Raw genomic sequence first — 19116 nt, forward strand, 5'->3', positions numbered from 1 at the left:
ATCATCAGGAAACTTATCCTTTGCCGAAACTACTCCTATTAACCCGGCTTCCCTTCTCCAAGTAAATATTCACTTGAATCGTTTATCGTATATGACGGATTTCCTGAATACTTTTCATCGTTAAAATATATTTCTATTTTTTTTCCTTCTTTCTTTACGCTTATTATGTTTTCTACTCCATAGCCTTTATTTAACTTTTCACTTTGTTTTTTCCACTCTATGTGTTTGTATAAGCCGTTTACTACGTATCCTATAGAATACTTCCCGTCTACATGTATTAAAATCACGAGCATTCTATATTTTTTCTGCCCTGCCTCCGTCTTTGTGCTGTAGCATACTAATCCGTATCCTGCTTCGCTTGCTCCTTCTTTTTTTACTACTTTTATACTCGGCTCTTTTTTATTTATTTCTTTTCCTAAAAATTTCCATAGCGTATAACCGCGTACTCCCCAGTATTTTAAGTTGTTTGTTTTTAATATTATTTTTTCTCCTTCTTTTATAAACAGTTTATCTTCAAACGGATTTGTCCCTCCCTGTTCTTCTTCATTTCCTTCAAGCTCACTGCCTTCTTCAAAAGCTCCGCTTTCTCCATCCCTTATCCGGTTATAAGGATTAACGCAGCCTGTTATCACAAATATTATAATTAAGATTATCACCTTCTTTATTTTTTTCATTCTTTATCTTCTCCTTCTATGTATTTTTTATAGAGCCTTATAAGCCTTTCTCCGCGTCTTTCTTTCTGCCCTTTTTCTCGGTGTAAATACGGCACTATGTAGATGACCATTTCAGTTACAGTTTCAGAGCCGTTTATATCTTTAAAAGCTAAGCCTGCTATCGGTATGTCTCCTAAACCGGGAATCTTTTTTTCGCTTGAGTTTTGTTCAACCTGTAATAAGCCGCCTATGATAATCGGTTTACCGGAAGGAGTACGCACTTTTGTTTTTACTATTTTTTCCGATGTGGGAGGTAAAACTCCGCTTGTCACTCCTCCTGAACCCTGTTTTGACACTTGTGCATTTACTTCCATGGTTATCATTTCGTCTCCGGATACATTACCTTTTATGTTAAGTAATAAACCCGACGTTATCTCTCTCATCGAACCGTACACAGGCTTACCGTTTGAATCAAGGGTTTTATCTATATATCTGAATGTATTGGTATTTTGGAATCTTACTTCTTCTCCCGTTATTCCGTTTAATGTCGTATCCGCTAAAACCCTTGCCTTGTTTTCAGCCAGTTCAAAATTAAGTTTTGCTATAAATTGATAGCCGAATTTACTGACTATATCAAAGTTTATATTAAATATATTACTCATTACGCCTGAAAACTCGTTAATAGGCTTTCCCTTAGCTTTTTTGACTTCAAGACTTTTTGCCCAATTTATGTTTTCACTTTTTTCGTATTGTACTACCAAAAGCTGATATCTTATCTGTGCTTTAGGCCTATCTATAAGTTCCAATTCCTTTAAAAACTTTTCCTTTTTTATATCGTTTCCTCTAAAAAATATAAGATTAGGATTTCCGGTCAAGACTATACTTTCTTTACTTACCGCAGGCGGAAGATGCTTTAATAATTCTTCCGAAGATATATACTTTAATAATACTTCTTTTTCTTTTCTTTCCGTATCCAATATTTTGATATATTCATTTACTATTTTTTGATCTTCTTTGTTTCCTTTTATTACAAATCCGTTTATATCCGGCAATATATTTATCTTATTTTTTTTCAGTTCTTCAGGCAATGCATCTATAAATCTTTTTACTTCAATATACTTTAATTCATATTTTTCACTTTTTGTATCTTTAACTCCTTCTTGCCCATATAGCATACATACCGAGAAAAATAATATAAATAAAACTGCCTTCTTTTTCATTATTTCTTTCCTATTCTATTGATAAAAGCCTTAACGTATACGGATAGCATTCTCCACCTGCACTACCGCTTACCACTATATTTCTATCCAGCGATATTTTAAAGCTTAATTCTTTTTCTCCATCCGTATCATTTTTTATTATGATAACCGCATTAGTTGCAGGCTTTTCACTGCTGCCGTTATACGGTTTTGTTATTATAAAAGGTAAATTAGCTGCATCGTATACTATTGCTATCTTGGCCTGTCTTTTTGCAGGGATTCTTACCTTGTACCAATCCTCATCCTCTAAAACGGTTCCTTCATGCGATCTATAATAGTATACATTTCCTTGTTTATCGTTTTGCAATAATACGGCCTTTTCTTTTCTGTCGTTGGGTTCATATACATCTTTTACCTGTTTACTGTATATACCCATGTAATGCACTTTCCCTGAAAATCTTTTTTTTCCTCTAATCTTATCAAGCCTATAGATATATCTTGTATCTTCCTTTAGTACCCTATCTTCATATTCTTTATCTTCTCCATTGTATACTTCTTTAAACTTTAATACGCTTTTATCTTCACTTCTCATCAAGACATATTTATCACACCTTTCATCTTCTTCCCAAACGCATCTTATTACATTCTCTTCACTAAAAGAATCTACATTTACATAAAAATTATCAGGGTCTCTTTGATCCCGCGATACTATCTCATATACGCCTGTACCGCATGCACCATTAAAAATTACAATAATTATTATAAGAGATTTTAATATTTTACCTCTCATCTTCTTTTATACTCCTTTTTAAAAACTTCCACTTCAACACCTATCTTGCCTATATACTTACTCATGACTTTTTATAGAATACAAACTCAAATTGTTTGCAAACATTATTTTTATCTTATCATTTACCGAGTACTTATAACCAATTCCCGTAATTATCCCAACGGCTCCCGATGTATTAACTTTACCGTCCGAATATTTGTCTTGATATGACACTATATCCAGCCTGTATAGAACCCCGGCCTTGCCGTAATTCTATGAATATCATAAAAGTTCATATATATGTTGGTATACCCTATGGCATTAAGATTATTTAAATAACTTTTAACGCTTCTTTACGGTTTACTCCTAATCTATAATCCAATGATAGCCCTACGGAAAAATAAACCGGATATGTTTTTATAAAAAACACGCTGTCATCAGGTATTATTTCAAAACTGCCTCCTATCCCGATAGTCCCGCTCATGTACTTTACCCATGCCTTATTCATAAATGTCCAATACCCGATATATGCCTCTACATTTATTTTGCTGTATTTTTCTACTTCCTCCTGCTGCGGAATATAAAAAATTTCATGTAAACTGTCCAAAACTTTTTTACTTATGTTTTTTATAAATCTTTCATAATTCTGTATCCCGTCTTTTTCATACACGGTAAATATATTTTTCCTTCCCTCGCCGTCAAAAATTCTTAATTCACCTTCGTATGTGTATTCGGTTTTCTTTATCCAGCCGTATATCAAATATGTTATTTTTTCTTCTTTACATAACTTTAACGCATCATAGGAAGATCTTATCTGTTTTACTTTTTTTGAAGTTTTTATTATTTCTACACCTAAAAATTCTTTTTGTTCTTCTATGCTTTCATGTATATCATCACGGAATTTATCATCTGTTTCATAACTTTCTTCTCCCTCTTCAACGCTCAATAAAGGCGCTATATATACTTGTTCAGCTTCCAATCTTATAAAAATTATTATTATAGCTAATATTAAACTCTTACATTTGTTCATTGTTTATCGCCTTTTCTCTTTTTATAAAATTTTCAATTATTTTAAATGCATCTTCTTCCATTCCTTTTTCTCTCAAAAAACTTATTTCTTTTAATATATAGTCATAATTCTCTTTATTCATTTCATTAGAATAAAATAATGAATAAACACCGTAATATCTTGCACTCAATCTTTCAGGATCGCTTTCTTTTATTTCGTTGTATATCTTATATGCTGCTGCATATTTTCTTTCTTTTAATAAATTATACGCTTCCGCTTCTTTTTTTTCCAATACACCGTCTGCATATATCAATCTCATTTCGTTTTTTCTGTCACTTTCATTTATTCTTTTTTGACGTAATAATATATTTTTTAGTTTTACTTGTATTTCACTATCTTGAACTGTTAATAGTTTTTTAACTTCTTTTATTTCTTTTAATATGCTTTCAGTGTTTATATCGATTTTTGTATTTAGTTCGTCCCGATTATGTTCTATCTGATCGATTATATTTTTTTCCGTATGTTCAAGCAATGTAATGATATGTTTTAATTTTTCTTCTTGTTCTTTCTTTATTTGAAAACTACATAAAGATTAAAACAAAAACACTATAATTATAGCAGATATAACAGAAAATTTTATAATCGTTTTTGATAAGCTTTTACAGTTTTCTTTTCCATGTATTAAACTTATCCTTCTGACTTTAATTTTCTTAAAAATTCTTTTACGCTTTTATCATCTTTTTCTTTTATTTTTTCCAATAACTCGCCTGCTTCTTTTTTCTTACCTTCTTTATATCTAATCACTGCTTTTAAAAAAAGGCTTCCATCCCGAAGATCTTCTATATTTATAGATCTTTCAAGCAATTCTTCTGCTCTCAAATAATCTTTTTCATCTAAGGCTGTTTCAGCTTTTTTTATTATCTCTTCTCCGCTTTCCATCTTTATATGCAATAGGCTCATCGGTTCATAATAAAATACTTCCTCCAATTTCTCATAACCTTCTTTTTCAAATTCTATTTTTTGTTCTTTTTTATCCTGTATGTCTGCATATAAAAATTTCAAGATAAACCGCCCCTGCCCGTCTGAAACAGCCTTTAACCGCCCGTTCACTTTTACACTTACTCCTGAAACCCCTTCTTCATTCTCATCATATATCATTCCGTACATTACGCCCGCATCGTCTTTGTACTTTTTGCTCCACACACTTGAACAGCCGCTTGCAAGTACCAAAGTTAAGAGAAACAAACAGAATAGAGGTCTATATTTTTTATCTTTCATCAAAACAATTTTCCTAAAAATAAAAGTATTAACCGTTATGCTGCAGGGGAAAAATGATATGTACACAAAAACGGCTGATTTGTAAACTTTATCATACATATATTAATTTGTCAAGACTTAAATTCTTAAAAAATTATTTTTTTCACTTTTTTGAGATATTAGGTAAATATTATAAACTTGAGTACACCATAAGCTTAATTTCAATTTTCTAGAATTTATTTATAGATTAAGGAATTGATTTTCCTTTCCCCATATAGCAAAAATCCGGCAAGCCTCAGTGGACCTGCCGGTAAGTCCTAATAAATTTTTGATGGTAAAAAGTTTATTTTTTTATCAGGTTTGCAAATGTTGCCATGCCTGCATAGCGGGCGTTATAGCCCAGCTCATCTTCGATCCTCATTAGCTGATTGTATTTTGCTATGCGGTCGCTTCGGCTCATTGAACCGGTTTTAATCTGTCCGGTTTCGAGGGCTACGGCCAGGTCGGCAATAAAGGCATCCTCGGTCTCGCCTGAGCGGTGCGAAATTACGGCAGTGTAGCCGGCCTTTTGAGCCATTCTTACCGCATCGATTGTTTCGGTAACCGTTCCGATTTGGTTGAGCTTTATCAAAATAGAATTGCAAGCTCCTTCTTCAATACCGCGGGCAAGCCTCTTTGTGTTTGTTACAAAAAAGTCGTCTCCTACAATCTGAATTTGGTTTCCCAATTCCTTTGTCATCTTCGCATAGCCTTCCCAATCGTTTTGATCGAGAGGGTCTTCAATAGAAACAATCGGATACTTACTTATCCAATCCTTAAACAAATCGATCATTTGCTCTGCATTTAAAATTTTGGAAGGCTCAGACTTCCAAAACTTGTAGCCCTTTCTGTCGCCTGCATCAAAGAGCTCCGAAGAAGCGCAGTCCAAAGCTATAACTATATCCTTACCGGGCTTGTAACCGGCCTTTTCGATAGCCTTCATTATGTAGTCCAGAGCTTGAACATTTTCGATGTTGGGAGCAAAACCGCCCTCATCGCCTACAGCCGTAACATGTCCGTCTTTTTTTAGAATATCTTTTAAAGCATGGAAAACCTCAGCAGTCATCCTTATGCCTTCACGGATTGATGGAGCTCCCACAGGCATAATCATATACTCCTGAAAATCTATCTTGTTGTCGGAGTGGCGTCCTCCGTTTATTATATTTGCCATGGGAACAGGCATCTGCATTGCATGAACGCCTCCCAAATAGCGGTAAAGCGGCAGGCCTAAGCTGTCGGCAGCGGCGCGTGCTACGGCCATCGAAACACCGAGCATAGCATTTGCGCCGAGCTTGGATTTATTTTCGGTGCCGTCAAGATTGAGAAGCATATTGTCTATCTCGGCCTGATCCAAGGCATCAGCCCCGTCAAGCTCCTCGGCAATAACCGTATTAACTTGGTCAACAGCTTTCAAAACACCCTTTCCCATGTAGCGGCTCTTATCGCCGTCCCTCATTTCCAAAGCCTCATATTCTCCGGTAGAAGCCCCTGAAGGAACACAGGCCCGTCCGTAGCTAAAATCGCTTAACTGAACCTCAACTTCTACAGTAGGATTTCCCCGCGAATCCAAAATCTCGCGGCCTTCAATATAAATAATATCAGACATATTAACCTCCTTAAGATAAAGCCGATATTTAATTTTACCCTTATTCCAAAATAAAATCAAGCCGAAAAGAAAATCGCATGGCAGAAAATAAACAGTTTCAATCTCCAATTGTAAATTCACACAAATATTGATATAATGTCGACTATGGCAGGTATAATAGCCTTATCGGCTTTTGCAGTATTTTTAATTTTTTGCCTTATATTCAACATCCAAATCCTGTATTCTCTTTTGGCAGGGTATTTTATATTTTTAACTTACGGAATCTATGAGGGGCATTCGATTCCTAAGCTGCTTAAAATGTCTGCTAAAGGAATCTTAAAGATTAAAAACATAGTTATGGTTTTTATGCTCCTAGGAATAATCACCGCAATCTGGAGAGCAGCCGGCACAATTCCTGCAATCATTGTAATAGGGTCAAAGCTGATTGTTCCTCAAATCTTTTTACTTTTAAGTTTTTTACTTTGCAGTTTTTTGTCGGTGATGATAGGCTCTGCCTTCGGAACAGCCGCAACCATGGGCGTAATCTGCATTTCGATAGCAAGGGTTATGGGAATAAACGAGCTCCATGCAGGCGGGGCTATTTTAAGCGGCATTTTTTTTGGAGACAGATGTTCCCCCATGTCCACAAGTGCAATCCTCGTAAGCGAAATTACCGAAACCGATCTTTTTGAAAACATAAGGGGAATGATTAAAACTTCGATAGTTCCCTTTATTTTAAGCTGTCTTTTTTACTCGGCAATGGGCCTCAGCTCCAAGCCTCAAAATATTGAAATAGATGTAGCGGCCCTCTTTTACCGCCATTATAATCTCAATATTATAACAATAGTTCCCGCAGCCCTCATAATAGTTCTTTCTGCCTTTAAGGTAAGGGTAAAAAAAACAATGATCATAAGCATAATTGCAAGCCTTGCCGTCGCATTCTTTATTCAAAAAGAAAGTATAGCAAACCTTTTACGCTTTGCAGTCCTCGGCTACAAAACTTCAAGTGAAGAATTAAATGCAATGATGAGCGGAGGAGGAGCTACTTCTATGGTAAAGGTTTGTTTTATCGTTGCAATTTCTTCTGCCTACGCAGGCATCTTTGAAGAAACCGAAATCCTAAGCCTCTTAAAAAAGTGTACAAAGGTAATAGCCGAAAAAATCAGCAGCTTCGGAGCAGTACTGGTTACTTCAATTGTCGCAGGCGCCGTTACCTGTAACCAAACACTAGGCTCAATCTTAACCTATCAGCTTTGCCGAGACCTGATGCCTAAAGAAAAAATGGCCATCAGCCTCGAAAATTCATCCATAATCATAGTTGCCCTTATACCATGGACTATTGCAATGAGCGTTCCTCTCGAAATACTGAGCATACCCGCCAAATCCGGCCTTTTTGCATTCTACCTTTATTCAATTCCTATATGGAATTTAATCAGCTCGTTTAAATCTAATATATCTGCACAGAATTAATAATATCCGCACCGAAAAATATCGGTATCTATATCTTTTAAAGTCCTATAATATATGATATTATATATAAAACCACCGGCATCCTTGCCGGAATATAAAAGTAAGGGGGTAGTCATGAGTGCTTCAAACAGAAAATACAAGGACTCGGTCTTTGTCGATTTATTCAGTGAAGACGAAAAAGCAAAAGAGAATTTTTTGTCTCTTTATAATGCATTGCATGGTACTTCTCTTACAGCTACAGAAAATTTGAAGAACATCCGCTTGAATCAAGTCTTGTACATGACTTTTTATAATGACGTGTCTTATCTTGTTGAGAATAAAATCATAGTACTAGTGGAGCATCAATCAACAATTAACCCCAACATGCCTTTGCGATGTCTTGAATATGTAAGCCGTCTTTACGAAACTCTCTTTGAATCAACAAGAGAAAAATATAGCCGTAAACTTCTTAATATTCCGACACCCGAGTTTTATGTTTTTTATAATGGCGAGGAAGCCCACCCTTCAAACAGAACACTAAAACTCTCAGAAGCTTTTATAGAAAACAAAAAAGAACCCAACCTTGAATTGACTGTTAAGGTAATAAATATAAACCAACAAAAGCATCACCCGGTACTGGAAAACTGCAAAACGATGTATGAATACACCTTATTTGTGGAAACGGTACGCAGATGGAAAAAAACTGATTCTCAAAATGCTTTTCAAAAAGCCATTGAAGAATGTATATCAAACAATATTTTACGTGAATATCTAAAACGTAAAACTAAGGAGGTAATAGATATGTTATTAGCTGAATATGATTATGAAACAGATATAGCCGTACAACGCGCAGAAGAGCGTGAAATAGCCTTCGCAGAAGGAATCGAACAAGGCTTTTCTGACGGGACATACCACAACAAACTTGAAACAGCAAAGCTGATGAAAGGAATGAATTATCCGATTAGTGATATTTGCACAATATCAGGTCTTTCCAAAGAAGAAATAGAGGCTTTATAAAATCGATCAGGTTTAAGCATTGAAAGTCTTTCTATCAAGGTAGGCAAGTTCAAAGTGTAAATTCTAAAAAGCTCCGATTTTCTACATTCTTAACCTTGCAATTTTTGAAAATATATTGTATCCTTATTTAGTGCAGTCACTGCACTTGTCTTTTGTGTATCTTTTTTTTAAGAGCTGAGGCGATTGTAGATGGACTTGCAAGACCAAAATTAAGCTTTTAAGCTTTATATAAAAGGAGTTTTTATGGGATTTACAACGGATAAAATCAGAACCATCGCCGTTGCCGGACACGGTCAATCGGGCAAAACCAGTCTTGTGGAACACTTGCTCTATGTTTCGGGCCTTATCGATAAGGCAGAATCGGTAGACTCGGGAAAAACCGTGACGGACTACAGTCAGGAAGAAATCGATCGAAAAATATCTATTTACTCAACCTTAGTTAACTTACAAAAAGACGATAAGCTCATAAACATTTGGGATACTCCCGGAGCTTCTGATTTTATCGGTGAAGTAATCGCAGCCTTCCGCTCATCCGAAGCAGCTCTCATAGTTTTAGACGGAAGATCGGGCGTACAAATAGAAACAATTAAGTACTGGCGCGACCTTGACAGAAGAAACAAGCCCCGCTTGGTTTTTGCAAATAAGATGGATGAAGGCAGGGCCGACTTCGATAACTGTATAGCCGACGTTAAAAAACAGTTTCAGGTAGACGTTTTCCCGGTAAGCTTTCCCATGGGCTTAGGCGGCGATTTTAAGGGCGTTGTAGACGTTCTTCACGGAAAGGCCTATAAAATCGAAGGCGGAAAAGAAGTAGAAACGGACATTCCTGCAGAATATCAGGATAAGTACAAGGAAGCCCTGGAAGTTTTAGCCGGAGCTGCTGCCGAAGGTGATGAGGAATTACTTGTAAAATTTATAGACGAAGGGGAGCTTTCACCTGAAGAAATCAGCCGAGGTCTTACCCTTGCTATGGCAGATAATAGGATTGTTCCTCTTTTTGCAGGTTCAGCCCTCAATAATTCGGGTCTTACCTCTCTTTTACGCTTTATAAGCGAAATTCTCCCCTCACCGGAAGGATCCTTGGAAAGAGGAGCTACAAAAGAAGGAGAAGAAATCTCAATCAAACTTGATCCTTCTGCCCCCCTTTCGGCAATCGTAGTAAAAACCTCGAATGACCAGTTCTCAGGCAGACTTTCCTATGTAAAGGTTATTACGGGAACCCTCTCAGCCGATTCCGAGGTCTACAATCTTAGAGAAGAAAAAAAAGAAAGGGTCGGCAAAATCTATAGGATAATGGGTAAAAAACTTACCGAAATAAAAGAGCTTCAAGCCGGTGATATAGGCGTTTTGGTAAAACTTACGAGCACAAAGACGAATGATACATTGGCGGCCCTATCAGATGCCGTTCCTTTTGTAAGGCTCAGAACTCCCGAACCCATATATTCCTTGGCGGTTTCCGCAATCGACAAAAAGAATGACGATAAGGTCAGCGAGCAGCTGTTTAAGGCCTGCGAAGAAGACATGACCCTCTCCTTTGCTTTTAATGCCGAAACAAAGCAAAACGTTCTATCCGGCATGGGAGATTTACATACAAGCATAGTTTTGGATAAGGTTAAAAATCAGTCCAAGATAGAAATTCAAACATCCATTCCCCGAATTGCCTATAGAGAAACAATTCAGCGCAAATCCCAAGCCGAATACACGCATAAAAAGCAGTCGGGCGGCCACGGACAATTCGGCAGGGTTGTTTTGGCAATCGAGCCCCTCCCCAGAGGCGAAAAATACAAGTTTACAAATGCCGTCTTCGGAGGAGCTATCTCCAAGGGCTACATACCCGGTGTCGAAAAAGGCGTTATTGAGGCTATGGAAAAAGGGGTTTCTGCAGGCTACCCTGTAGTGGATGTTGCCGTAACCGTTCTCGATGGAAAGGAACACCCCGTAGACTCATCCGAAATGGCTTTTAAGATTGCGGCTCGAAATGCCTTTAAGGATGCAATGCGCAATGCAGGCCCCATCCTCCTTGAGCCCATTATGAACCTGACCGTCTTTGTTGAGACCTCATATCTCGGAGATATAATGAGCGATCTTTCTTCACGCCGAGGAAGAATCCTAGGCCAGTCCTCCCCCGCAAGCGGCATTGAAGAAATCAGGGCACAGGTTCCCCACAAGGAACTTTTGCGCTATGCAATCGACCTCCGCTCGATGACAAGCGGTACAGGTTCTTTTGAAATGTCCTTTGATCACTATGATCCGATATCCGGTAAGATTGCCGATGAGATAATAGCCGAAGCCAAGGCCTTCATGGAAGAACAAGAAGAATAGGCTAAAGCCTAAACAAAAAAACACCCTATCGGGAACGATGGGGTGTTTTTTTTATTTTAGATGCGGCGTTTTAACTTGCCGCATACCGCAAGCGAAGAGCGGAAACCTGTTTACATGATAGTGATCACAATCAAATCAACAACTCCAATGCTCTGCCTCGAAGTTGCTGATTTGAAAAACTTGATACTGTTTAAAGCATTGACATTCGGCCGACAGCATTACCGGCATAAAATCCTATTACAATACGTTCTGCACCGGCTTACGGCAACATGGGCAAATACCGGCGTTATATGTAGGGCGTATTCTGCTTCGTCCCATACGCCGCTTTCAAGCTTGTAGCGATATTGTTTAATACGCTTTTTTAACCGCTTTTTCTTCTTTTGCGAAAGATATATCCCCTTCGGTTTGAGTAAAAACCCTAAAAACGGAACGCCGCTCGCGGTTTTACCGATTGTTTCTTCCTTTAAGGTTAAAAGCAATTCCTCTTCCAAAAAACACTTGGCTGTGTGCAGCATATCTTTTATTTCCTGCATGGTATCAGCAAACAGTAGTACATCATCCATATACCGGACATAGCCTTTTACCTTCATCCGCTCCTTTGCATAGTGATCAAAAATTCCGAGATAAAAATTTGCAAAGTATTGACTGGTCAAATTACCGATCGGCAATCCCCGTCCTTCCGTTACAGTATAAGAAGCAAGCAGCTGATCAAATAACTGCAGCAGAGCTTTGTCTTTGAATTTACCGGCTAGCAAAGAAGCAAGTTTGCTGTGCGGGATAGAATCAAAATATTTTTTCATATCCAGTTTGAGAAAATACCGATACCGTTTAGTAAAATACAATGCGCGTACTAAGGCAGCGTTTGCCCCCTTCCCTTTCCGGCAAGCGTAACTATCATATATTTGCAGCCGCTCAAACACCGGTCCTGCAATATTGATAATAGCATGGTGTACGACCCGTTCAGTAAAAGGAGCTGCACAGATCAGCCGTTCTTTAGGGTCGTATATTTTAAAAAACCGGTAATTTCCAAGCGAGACAGTTTTGTCAATAAGATGAGCTTGTAAGGTTTTTAGATTTTCGTAAAGATTTTTTTCATATAAAAGTATATCCGGCTTTAACCGTTTACCGCGCGATGCGTTATAAAAAGCGCAGAGCAGATTATCCCATTCAGCTATGCGCAGGTACAGCTTGCCGCTTCTTTTCATATTCTTGTACCGCACGTAAAAACGCTTCGCCGAATTTTTCGCATTTTCCCTGTCCGATCCCTTCAATTTGACCCAATGCGCTTATTGTCTGCGGTTTTTTTCGGCTATTTGTGCAAGCTGTGCATTTGTTACCACTGCATAAACGGGAATTCCCGCTTGATCGGCGAGTTTTTTACGCTCATCCCGTAGATAGGAGAAAAGAGCAAACTCTTCAGGCTTTAAGATGTCTTTATAATCGACCGATGATTTTCCCTTATCAGCTGCAGGCACAAAAGAAGTCTCTATGTATTCGGCAATTATCGAATAAAAACTGTTTTCTCCCGTTGCAACAAATTCTTTGGTAACGGCGATTATTTTATGTGCACGTAAAAATGCGTTCATCTCCGCAACCGCTTGTTCGTAGTTGGAAACCGGTATAACAAATAATTTAAATTGCATCGTTTTACCCTCATTAACTCCGGTTAAAAACCCGGATTAATTTTTTAAGACTTCCATTCTTTAAAAAAAGCTCTCCTTAAGCTTTCCTAATTTCGATATTTCAGATACGGTACTTACATAAGGAGAGCACTCTTTATTTGTACAGCTCTTATCATTACTGCATACGAAAACGGCTATCCTAAGTCCGTACGCAGGCTTACTGTACACGATAGGGACGGTTCACACCGTTTGTGTGAGCTCTAGGGGCGACAAGCCAGCCGAAAGCCAAGATTGTCGTTGCTGTTGTCGGGGTTGTTGTTGTTCCGTTTACCGACGACGCAGTTCTTCGCGTTATTGTTCCAGCTACCGCCGCGTTTCACGCGGTTAACGCCAGCCGCGCCACCTTATAAAGTCCATACCGTTTTTTAGTCAAAAAATTTTCGAGCCGCTAAAGCGGCTACTCGGCACCGCTTTGACTTATTTTCAAAACTATACTGCACCTCACGACACATTTTGCCGGTTCGGTTTCGCCGCAACGGGCGGCTTACGCAACGCCCGTTGCTGCTCAACCTCACAGGCAAAATGTGTGAACCCTAGGGGCGACAAGCCAGCCGAAAGCCAAGAAAGCCGGCGCTGTCGTCGGGGTCGCTGCCGCTCCGCCGCCCGACGACGCAGCCCTCCGCGTTATTGCCCCAGCTACCGCCGCGTAAGACGCGGTCAACGCCAGCCGCGCCACCCTGCGGGTCAACTACAAATCCGCCGGATGTATAAGCAGCATCATTTGCTCCAGGATCATCATCACGCCTATCAAAACACCATTCCCAGACATTCCCGCTCATGTCATATAATCCAATATCATTCGCCCTCTTTTTTCCTACAGGATGAGTTTTGCTTCCTGAATTATTATAATACCACGCAACCTCTCCTGTTTCAGCCGTATCCCATTTATCTTTGGCTCCGCTTGCACTGTTTAATTTGGTCAGCCATACATCGCCGTATTGTGCCGCATTTGTTTTATCGCTTCCCTGCCAACGGGCCGCATATTCCCATTCCGCTTCGGTAGGAAGTCTAAAGCCTTTTTTACTCATATCGGCAGATGCATTATCGCGGGCATCTCCGTCCGTTGCGTCTTTTAATACGACGGTATGATCGTCCTTTTTGCGGTAGACGCATTCCCCCTCCCCTTTGATTTTCTGGGTATACGCATTGCACCATACAATACAGTCTCGCCAGTTTATAGTTGTTACAGGCTCTTTTTTTCCTTCTTCTGTAGGAGCGGCTCCTTCGGTTCCATGACTGCCTTCTTTTCCCTTATTAGCAAAGGTGTAGCCATTACTTTCTGCCCATGTCAGTACCTCGTGCCATAACTCATACGTTACCTCTGTCTTGCCGAGCTTGTATGGGCTTAATTTTACCTTCCGGCCGTCAATAAATACGCCTTTCCAATAAGCCTCAGTTCCGGGTAAGGTGTAGTCAGGGTCAACGCCTACAATGCCTTTTGCAGGAGGGGTTATTTTTATAAAGCCGTCGCCTGTGTCTTCAAAAGAACCTACATCGGGCGGTGCGGGCGGCGTGGCACTGCCCGAACCGCTTCCGCCCGCATTATTCGGGCAGCCTGTAAAGACCAGTGCCAATATTGCGGCTGTGATGAGCGCCGCGGCTCTTTTCAGTGCACAGAGCCTTCCGCTTGAACCGGCTGAGCTCTTGTTCAAATTTAATTTTATCATATATTTTCTCCTAAAAAATGATATGCTGTTTCAAGTCCGTCAGAACTGATATCGACCATACCCTTCAAATTTTCATCATAACTAAATGATCTAGTCATTTTTTCTCCTTCCGCATTATGCGAAGTGTACACGGAGGTACAACTGCTCAACAGCCTTCCCGCTGCCGGCGCATTTTTTCGACACAAGGCTGCTTGCGGGCGGCTTACGCTGCGCCCGCTTCACCGCCTTGCTTACGAAAAAATGCTGCGTAAACTCTAGGGACGCGAGACCAGCCGCAAGCCAAGATTGCCGCCGTAGCGGTAGTCGGGGTTGCCGCTGCTCCGAGACGCACGAGCAGCGCCATCCGCAACACTATTCCAGCCGCCGCCGCGTAAGACGCGGCTATCACCGGACGCAGCACCTTCATAATCAGGCGGCAGCGGATAGGAAAAGTTACCGTACCGGTCCCAGCACCATTCCCATACATTCCCACTCATGTCGTATAAGCCGTAGCCGTTCGCCGATTTCAACTTTACTTGGTGCGTCTTGTTACCGCTGTTTGCATCATACCACGCATAGTTTACGAGCTGTGCTTGCTCATTCGTTCCTGCCCATTTATAGTCTTTTCCGCCCTTGGCAGCCCATTCCCATTCCGTCTCCGTCGGCAGCCGGAAGCCGTTTTTACTCCGGTCTCATACGGCATTATTCCAGTTTGTATTATTCGATGTCGGTATATCGCTAAAGTTCAGTGCATCGAAGTTTATGCCGGTAACCGTGTAACACGGATCAAGATTGCACAACTTACTCAACTTATTGCAAAATGCTATACACTGATACCAGTTTACATTCTCTACCGGTCGCTTCTCCTGCACTTCGCCGCTTTCAGGCGGGTTGGAACTTCCCTGAAAATAGCTCGGATTAGTGCCCATCACCTTTTCCCACAGCTCCTGCGTTACTTCGGTTTCTCCTATCCGGTAGGCCAAAAGGCTTACCGTGTGCGGTGCATTGTTGCCGGCGTTATCAGTGTGCCCTACGGTTCCGTTCGTTACGGCGGCGATGCCTTTCATTGTAAAGTTTACGCCGTCTACCGCATAGGTTTTGTTTTCCGGCGGCGGTGTTGTTCCGCCGCCCGAACCGCCCGCGCTATTAGGACAGCCGGTAAACAGCAGTACCAGTGTTAAAGTTGCGGCTGTGATGAGCGCCGCGGCTCTTTTTTTGTGTAAGTGTGTCATATAAGACCTCCTTAATTAAGGGGAGAGAGCACCCCGTTCCCTTACGGGCTTTTCAAGTCAGAGCAGGGTTCTCTCTCCCGCGCTGCTTAGGGCTCTGCCCTAAGAACCCGTCGAATTCAAGGCTTCGGGGTATTCTGTATTTTTGGATTGAATTAGTCCCAATCCAGTAGGACATTCCGAAGCACAGTAACGGACGCTCCGTCATTAGTTTAACGGTCAGACCGTTATTATGCTGACGGCTAGTCCGTCATTATGCTGATGTACATTCCGTTATCAGCTTAACGGTCTTCCCGTCATTATGCTGACGATAGGAGCGTACATTTTACTAGACTACCGCTTTTAAGGTTTTACGGTAGTATCCTTTTTTGAGTGTCTTCGATTTTTTGCTGCCGTCGCTCGATAACTTTGTCCGCACTTCCAGCGTAAAGTCGCCTGCGGGGACGCTTGCATCCAAAAGAACGATGATGCGGGCAGGTTTGTTTTCGACTACCGAGGCACAGCGGACGGTTTTGGTGCCCGATACGGCGAATACGCCTTGTTCATCGTCTTTAGGGTCAAATTTTAACCGTCTGCCGATTATTTCCATTACAGAGCCGATTTTGACTTCGTCAGACGAGCCGTTCAGTTTGTCTAAAACGCTTGTGATGTACGGGTCGGTGCTTGCCGTTTCGGTCTTTACGGTTTTTACCTTGCCGACTGCGGTTTTAAGTGCCGTTCCCGCATTGATGTTCAGGTTGACCGTGTGCCGTTTTTTATCAAAAGCGTCGTCTGCTCCGTCAAAAACGCCCGATATGCTCATCGAGGTGTTGATGAGGGGCGTGTTAACGTCCGAGCCATCTTTGATAATGGCACTTACTACCTCTCCATAGACTTGCAGCGTTGCCGCCACATCCGCACGCGTGAGCGTGGTACCTTTTTCCATCATTAGGTCGATAATCTAGTCAAGAGTGTACGAGCGCACATCAGCTGCCTGCGCCATGTAGTCATCAGGCGCAGGTGTGAGTAAGTTTTCTCGTAAAGAGTATTTAAGCATTTCTTTGCCTCCTTATATTTTTTAATTTAACCGCGGAGCACGCCAAGGACGCAAGGTGTTTTAAGAGAGGCTTTGTAAGACATTCTTTTATAATCCTTTGCGAACTTGAGCAAAGCTCAACGCTTTGCGTTCCTTGCGGTGTAATATAAAAAACGCATAAAAGCGTACTACGGCCCTTATGCGGTACTTTATGTGAGTAAATTTGTTTGTGTTTGATTGTAAATTTATCTGAGCACAGGCACCTATCAGCTGTGAAGCTTGCCCTATGCGGTACTTTATGTCAAGAGCTTTTTCAAAACTTTTTGTAATTTTTTGGTGAGAATGTTTGCAACTGCTGTCCGGGCGTTTCCATATCATTGGTGTTTAGTATACATGGTTTTGCTGCATATTGCAAGGCCCATTTCAAACATCTTTCCATCTTAAAAGATATGGGAACCTCTAAAAAACTGAAGCTCTTAGAGGTTCCTTTTTATAACTACCTACTTCTTAAAGCGCTTTACTTTTTTGGTTGTGGTCATTTCAAGCGGCTCAGCAAGATAGGTTGTCTTTGTAATGCGCTGATAGGGTAAAAGCTTCTTATTTACGGTTTCGATAATGGCATCGATTTCTTTTTGAACGGCAACATCGCCTTCACCGGTACCGCGTGTTACATTAAGTTTTTTATAAAGTTCATCCGAAGGATAAACAAGGGCTTCAACTTCCTCGCCTTCTTCTGCCTGATAGCCCGCAGCTGTAATCTGTTCAATCTCATTATAATAAAGCTGGAACATATTTTCTATTTCTTCAGGGAATACGTTTTTTCCTCCGGCAGTAACTATGAGGTTCTTAGCCCGTCCGCATAGGTAGAGGTATCCCTCATCATCCAGCCGGCCGAGGTCTCCTGTCCTAAACCAGCCGTCCGGCGAAAGCACTTCGGCTGTTTCTTCGGGCATGTTGTAGTAGCCCTGCATAACCATCGGCCCCTTTACGGCAACCTCGCCTATTCCATTTTCGTCCGGATCGAGGATTTTCATTTCCATATAAGAAATAAAATACTGCCCGACACTGGCTATCTTAAAGTGTTCTTTCGGATTAAGGGCAATGATAGGAGAAGTCTCGGTTAAACCGTAGCCTTGAATAAAGTCTATACCGAATTCGTTATAAGCTCTAAAAACTTTGGGAGCAAGAGGGCCTCCTCCGCAGATGGCGATACGCACATTTCCCAAACTGGCCTTATCCAAAATTCCGTGAAATAGCTTACTTCCTATATTGGCCTTAAAGACCTTTTTAACAAAGTATGAAAAGCCCATCAAGCCCCTGATTATACCGAAAACTAAAATACCCTTTGCCTTAATTCCCTTAAAGATACCGGCAAGGAGCTTATTGAACAAGAGCGGAACGCCCAAAAGCATCGTAATCTTTCCGGCTTTAAGCTCGGCAAGCATCTTTGATACTGCAAGAGTTTTTCCAAAAACCAATTCGGCACCGACTGAAAGGGCTTCGATAAAAACAGCAAGCATAGTATACGAGTGATGAAGCGGAAGAAGTGCATAAAATACGTCCGTATGGTAGATATTCAAATTGGACTGAGCGATGTAACAGTCCGAAACAAGGTTTTTATGGGTAAGCATAACACCCTTGGGGTTTCCTGTCGTTCCTGAAGTAAAAAGAATGGCAGCCATGTCGTTTTCTTCAGCCTTTGCAAGTTCAGGGGTACCTTTGGGTTTTAAATTATAAGCATAAATTTCGGGATGTTTATTGCTCAAAGAATAAAGAGAACCCATATAGTTCTCAGTCTTAGCTTTTTCTTCAAAAAAGGCAAATTTTTCCTCATCCACAAAAAACATTTTAGGCTTTGCAGTTTTTAATAAGGTTTCCACCTCTTCATTATGAAGACCGTAATCTATAGGGATTGTAACAGCGCCTGCAAAAAGGGTTGCCAAGTATACGGCAGCCCATTCGGGAGAGTTTTTTCCCGAAACTGCAACGTGGGTTCCCTTTGTAACCCCGTTTTCAGTCATCCAATAGGCAAGGTCCTTAATTGCCTTTAAACTTTCTGAATAAGAAAGGGTAATGCGGTCGGGTTCAAATACCGTAAAACAATTTCTGTCAGGATACCTTTCTACGGTAATTTCAAACATTTCGGGGAGGGTCGGCCATTCGCCTTTAAATTTTTTTCCTCTCCACTCGTCCAAAAAAGCCCAAGGCTTTTTATTAAGATTTGCCATAAGATCTTCCTTTTATA

Annotated in this window: 14 protein-coding genes and 3 pseudogenes; 3 read left to right on the forward strand and 14 right to left on the reverse strand. The window is 40.6% G+C overall.

Translation table 11 applies throughout. The features are described 5' to 3' along the window. Positions 1 to 38: 38 nt before the first annotated feature. The 7 genes from E4O01_RS10040 to eno all read right to left on the reverse strand — a co-directional run bounded on the left by E4O01_RS10040 (position 39) and on the right by eno (position 6532). Positions 39 to 674: a hypothetical protein gene (locus E4O01_RS10040; protein ID WP_253730153.1), complete on the reverse strand. Its 636-nt coding sequence runs from the start codon at positions 672 to 674 to the stop codon at positions 39 to 41. Next, positions 671 to 1873, reverse strand: a complete 1203-nt coding sequence (locus tag E4O01_RS10045; RefSeq protein ID WP_253730154.1) for a type II secretion system protein GspD — start codon at positions 1871 to 1873, stop codon at positions 671 to 673. Before E4O01_RS10045 ends, E4O01_RS10040 begins: the two co-directional genes overlap by 4 nt. Before the next feature lie 10 nt (positions 1874 to 1883). Then, positions 1884 to 2642: a hypothetical protein gene (locus tag E4O01_RS10050; RefSeq protein ID WP_253719262.1), complete on the reverse strand. Its 759-nt coding sequence runs from the start codon at positions 2640 to 2642 to the stop codon at positions 1884 to 1886. 310 nt (positions 2643 to 2952) lie between these two features. After that, complete coding sequence (locus E4O01_RS10055) at positions 2953 to 3651, reverse strand: hypothetical protein (RefSeq protein WP_253730155.1); 699 nt, start codon at positions 3649 to 3651, stop codon at positions 2953 to 2955. After that, positions 3638 to 4162, reverse strand: coding sequence for a hypothetical protein (locus tag E4O01_RS10060; RefSeq protein ID WP_253730156.1), 525 nt, complete (start codon positions 4160 to 4162; stop codon positions 3638 to 3640). The genes E4O01_RS10055 and E4O01_RS10060 overlap by 14 nt, the downstream gene beginning before the upstream one ends. A gap of 155 nt (positions 4163 to 4317) precedes the next feature. Further along, complete coding sequence (locus tag E4O01_RS10065) at positions 4318 to 4908, reverse strand: tetratricopeptide repeat protein (protein WP_253692064.1); 591 nt, start codon at positions 4906 to 4908, stop codon at positions 4318 to 4320. Positions 4909 to 5230: 322 nt separating this feature from the next. After that, positions 5231 to 6532, reverse strand: coding sequence for a phosphopyruvate hydratase (gene eno / locus E4O01_RS10070; protein WP_253692065.1), 1302 nt, complete (start codon positions 6530 to 6532; stop codon positions 5231 to 5233). 144 nt (positions 6533 to 6676) lie between these two features. Between eno and E4O01_RS10075 the strand changes: the two genes are divergently transcribed. From E4O01_RS10075 to fusA, 3 genes are all read left to right on the forward strand, one after another. Then, positions 6677 to 7981, forward strand: coding sequence for a Na+/H+ antiporter NhaC family protein (locus E4O01_RS10075; protein ID WP_253692066.1), 1305 nt, complete (start codon positions 6677 to 6679; stop codon positions 7979 to 7981). A 114-nt stretch (positions 7982 to 8095) separates the two neighbouring features. Next, a complete protein-coding gene (locus E4O01_RS10080; protein ID WP_253692067.1) occupies positions 8096 to 8977 on the forward strand; it encodes an Rpn family recombination-promoting nuclease/putative transposase in 882 nt (293 codons plus the stop codon). 243 nt (positions 8978 to 9220) lie between these two features. Beyond that, positions 9221 to 11299: an elongation factor G gene (gene fusA / locus E4O01_RS10085; protein WP_253692068.1), complete on the forward strand. Its 2079-nt coding sequence runs from the start codon at positions 9221 to 9223 to the stop codon at positions 11297 to 11299. A 218-nt stretch (positions 11300 to 11517) separates the two neighbouring features. Here the strand turns inward: fusA and E4O01_RS10090 are convergent, their stop codons facing one another. From E4O01_RS10090 to E4O01_RS10125, 7 genes and pseudogenes are all read right to left on the reverse strand, one after another. Next, the gene (locus E4O01_RS10090; protein WP_253692069.1) at positions 11518 to 12504 is read right to left on the reverse strand and encodes an RNA-directed DNA polymerase; all 987 of its coding nucleotides are present in this window, start codon (positions 12502 to 12504) and stop codon (positions 11518 to 11520) included. Continuing rightward, a pseudogene (locus E4O01_RS10100) lies at positions 12467 to 12942 on the reverse strand (HRDC domain-containing protein). The gene E4O01_RS10090 and the pseudogene E4O01_RS10100 overlap by 38 nt, the downstream one beginning before the upstream one ends. 239 nt (positions 12943 to 13181) lie before the next feature. Continuing rightward, the gene (locus E4O01_RS14875; RefSeq protein WP_371819564.1) at positions 13182 to 13301 is read right to left on the reverse strand and encodes a hypothetical protein; all 120 of its coding nucleotides are present in this window, start codon (positions 13299 to 13301) and stop codon (positions 13182 to 13184) included. A gap of 213 nt (positions 13302 to 13514) precedes the next feature. Then, entirely contained in the window at positions 13515 to 14648 is a 1134-nt protein-coding gene (locus tag E4O01_RS10105; protein ID WP_253692072.1) for a formylglycine-generating enzyme family protein, read from the reverse strand. A 254-nt stretch (positions 14649 to 14902) separates the two neighbouring features. Further along, positions 14903 to 15859, reverse strand: a pseudogene (locus E4O01_RS14880) (formylglycine-generating enzyme family protein). Positions 15860 to 16184: 325 nt separating this feature from the next. Beyond that, positions 16185 to 16892 (reverse strand): annotated as a pseudogene (locus E4O01_RS10120) (DNA-binding domain-containing protein). 479 nt (positions 16893 to 17371) lie between these two features. Next, on the reverse strand, positions 17372 to 19099 hold the full coding sequence (locus E4O01_RS10125) for an AMP-dependent synthetase/ligase (RefSeq protein ID WP_253692074.1): 1728 nt from the start codon (positions 19097 to 19099) through the stop codon (positions 17372 to 17374). Positions 19100 to 19116 lie beyond the last annotated feature (17 nt).

Origin of the sequence: Treponema sp. OMZ 790 (assembly GCF_024181285.1) — a bacterium.
In the GTDB taxonomy this organism is placed as follows: Bacteria; Spirochaetota; Spirochaetia; order Treponematales; family Treponemataceae; genus Treponema_B.